This is a genomic window from Capnocytophaga leadbetteri (genome assembly GCF_003054025.1).
In the GTDB taxonomy this organism is placed as follows: domain Bacteria; phylum Bacteroidota; class Bacteroidia; order Flavobacteriales; family Flavobacteriaceae; genus Capnocytophaga; species Capnocytophaga leadbetteri.
In genome coordinates, this window is record NZ_QBKG01000031.1 from 1,944 (window position 1) to 5,070 (window position 3,127).

General features: G+C 47.9%; 1 tRNA gene and 1 rRNA gene. Both read left to right on the top strand.

The features are described 5' to 3' along the window. Positions 1–3 precede the first annotated feature (3 nt). A tRNA-Ala gene (locus C8P65_RS11900) sits at positions 4–77 on the top strand. A 184-nt stretch (positions 78–261) separates the two neighbouring features. After that, positions 262–3,107 (top strand): 23S ribosomal RNA (locus C8P65_RS11905). The last annotated feature ends 20 nt before the right edge of the window (positions 3,108–3,127 follow it).

The window sequence follows — 3,127 nt, forward strand, 5'->3', positions numbered from 1 at the left end:
AGCGGGGAATTAGCTCAGCTGGCTAGAGCACCTGCCTTGCACGCAGGGGGTCAAGGGTTCGAATCCCTTATTCTCCACAACAAGTTCCCCCTTGGGAGAGGGTTAGGGTGAGGTAACTCCTTCGAAATAGTACATTGACATATTGGGATAAAAAGCATAAGAGATCAATAATAGATTATTGATAATCTAACGAAGAAATATTAAAAAGAATCAAAGAGAACGAGGTATTCTATTGATAAATATCAATAGGAACTACAAGCGCGAAAAGTTATGTAAGGGCGTATGGGGGATGCCTAGGCTCTCAGAGGCGAAGAAGGACGTGATAAGCTGCGAAAAGTTGCGGGGATTGGCACATACGAATTGATCCGCAAATATCCGAATGGGGCAACCCAGTACATTGAAGATGTACTACACCGCAAAGGTGGGCAAACCTGCTGAACTGAAACATCTTAGTAGGCAGAGGAGAAGAAAACAAAAGTGATTCCCAGAGTAGTGGCGAGCGAAATGGGAGCAGCCCAAACCCATATTGTTACGGCAATATGGGGGTAGTAGGACCCAGATATAGGTTGTAAAGCTGGATTAGAAGTGTTTGGAAAGACACACCATAGAGAGTGAAAGTCTCGTATAGGCACAGTTTTATAAATCTTATGGGTATCCTGAGTAGGTCGGGGCACGTGGAACCTTGACTGAATCTGCCGGGACCATCCGGTAAGGCTAAATACTCCTGAGAGACCGATAGTGAACCAGTACCGTGAGGGAAAGGTGAAAAGAACCGTGAATAACGGAGTGAAATAGACCCTGAAACCATACGCTTACAAGCGGTCGGAGCAGCATTAGCTGTGACGGCGTGCCTTTTGCATAATGAGCCTACGAGTTACTGTTACCAGCGAGGATAAGTATTTCAGATACGAATCCGTAGCGAAAGCGAGTCTGAATAGGGCGCTAATAGTTGGTAGTAGTAGACGCGAAACCTGGTGATCTACCCTTGGGCAGGTTGAAGCGCTGGTAACACAGCGTGGAGGACCGAACTGGTTGTCGTTGAAAAGACTTCGGATGACCTGAGGGTAGGGGTGAAAGGCCAATCAAACTGGGAAATAGCTCGTACTCCCCGAAATGCATTTAGGTGCAGCGTTGATGCGAGTTTAATAGAGGTAGAGCTACTGATTGGATGCGGGGGTTTCATCGCCTACCAATTCCTGACAAACTCCGAATGCTATTAAATGCTCATCAGCAGTGAGGGTATGGGTGCTAAGGTCCATATCCTAAAGGGAAAGAACCCGGACCATCAGCTAAGGTCCCCAAATATATGCTAAGTTGACCAAACGCGGTCTGACTGCACTGACAGCTAGGATGTTGGCTTGGAAGCAGCCATACATTTAAAGAGTGCGTAACAGCTCACTAGTCGAGCGGTTGGGCATGGATAATAAACGGGCATAAGCATATTACCGAAGCTATGGGGTTATTACTAAAGTAATATACCGGTAGGGGAGCATTCTATTGGCGTGGAAGCTAAAGGCGTGAGCCATAGTGGAGCCTGATAGAAAAGAAAATGTAGGCATAAGTAACGATAAGGCAGGCGAGAAACCTGCCCGCCGAAAGATCAAGGTTTCCTCAGCTATGCTAATCAGCTGAGGGTTAGTCGGGGACTAACGCGAACCCGAGTAGGGGTAGTGGATGTACAATAGGTTAATATTCCTATACCATTAGTCTGTTAAAAGTGACGGAATGAGATAACTACCGCGTACTGACGGAATAGTACGTTTAAGGAGTTGTTATGACTTCGAAAGTACGCTGAGGCTTCGGCTGAGGTGAGTGTGGTGACAACGTTTCCAAGAAAAGCGAAGGCTAATGCCCGTACCGTAAACCGACACAGGTGATTGGGATGAGAATTCTAAGGCGCTCGAGAGATTCATGGCTAAGGAACTAGGCAAAATAGACCTGTAACTTAGGGAGAAAGGTCGCCTATCATAAGATAGGCCGCAGTGAAAAGGTCCAAGCGACTGTTTATCAAAAACACAGGACTCTGCAAAATCGAAAGATGAAGTATAGGGTCTGACACCTGCCCGGTGCTGGAAGGTTAAGAGGAGAGCTTAGCAGCAATGCGAAGGTTTGAATTGAAGCCCCAGTAAACGGCGGCCGTAACTATAACGGTCCTAAGGTAGCGAAATTCCTTGTCGGGTAAGTTCCGACCTGCACGAATGGTGTAACGATTTGGACACTGTCTCGGCCATGAGCTCGGTGAAATTGTAGTATCGGTGAAGATGCCGATTACCCGCAGTGGGACGAAAAGACCCTGTGCACCTTTACTATATCTTCGTATTGGTCTTGGATAAGTGATGCGTAGGATAGGTGGGAGACTAAGAAGCGGCTATTCCGGTAGTTGTGGAGTCATTGTTGAAATACCACCCTTTGCTTATCTGAGGTCTAACTTTGCACAAGGCAAAGGACAATTCGTGGAGGGTAGTTTGACTGGGGTGGTCGCCTCCAAAAGCGTAACGGAGGCTTCTAAAGGTTCCCTCAGCACGCTTGGTAACCGTGCGTAGAGTGCAATGGCATAAGGGAGCTTGACTGAGAGACTCACAAGTCGATCAGGTACGAAAGTAGAGCATAGTGATCCGGTGGTTCCGTATGGAAGGGCCATCGCTCAAAGGATAAAAGGTACGCCGGGGATAACAGGCTGATCTCCCCCAAGAGCTCACATCGACGGGGGGGTTTGGCACCTCGATGTCGGCTCGTCACATCCTGGGGCTGGAGAAGGTCCCAAGGGTTGGGCTGTTCGCCCATTAAAGTGGCACGCGAGCTGGGTTCAGAACGTCGTGAGACAGTTCGGTCTCTATCTACTGTGGGCGTTAGAAATTTGCGTGGATCTGACTCTAGTACGAGAGGACCGAGTTGGACGCACCGCTGGTGTATCTGTTGTCTTGCCAAGGGCATAGCAGAGTAGCTAAGTGCGGATGGGATAAGTGCTGAAAGCATATAAGTACGAAACCCGCCACAAGATGAGATTTCTTTTAAGGGTCGTGGGAGATGACCACGTTGATAGGTTACAGGTGTAACGGTGGTAACATCATAGCCGAGTAATACTAATAACCCGTAGACTTTTCGCGCAGCATTCTTTTTAAGGGAA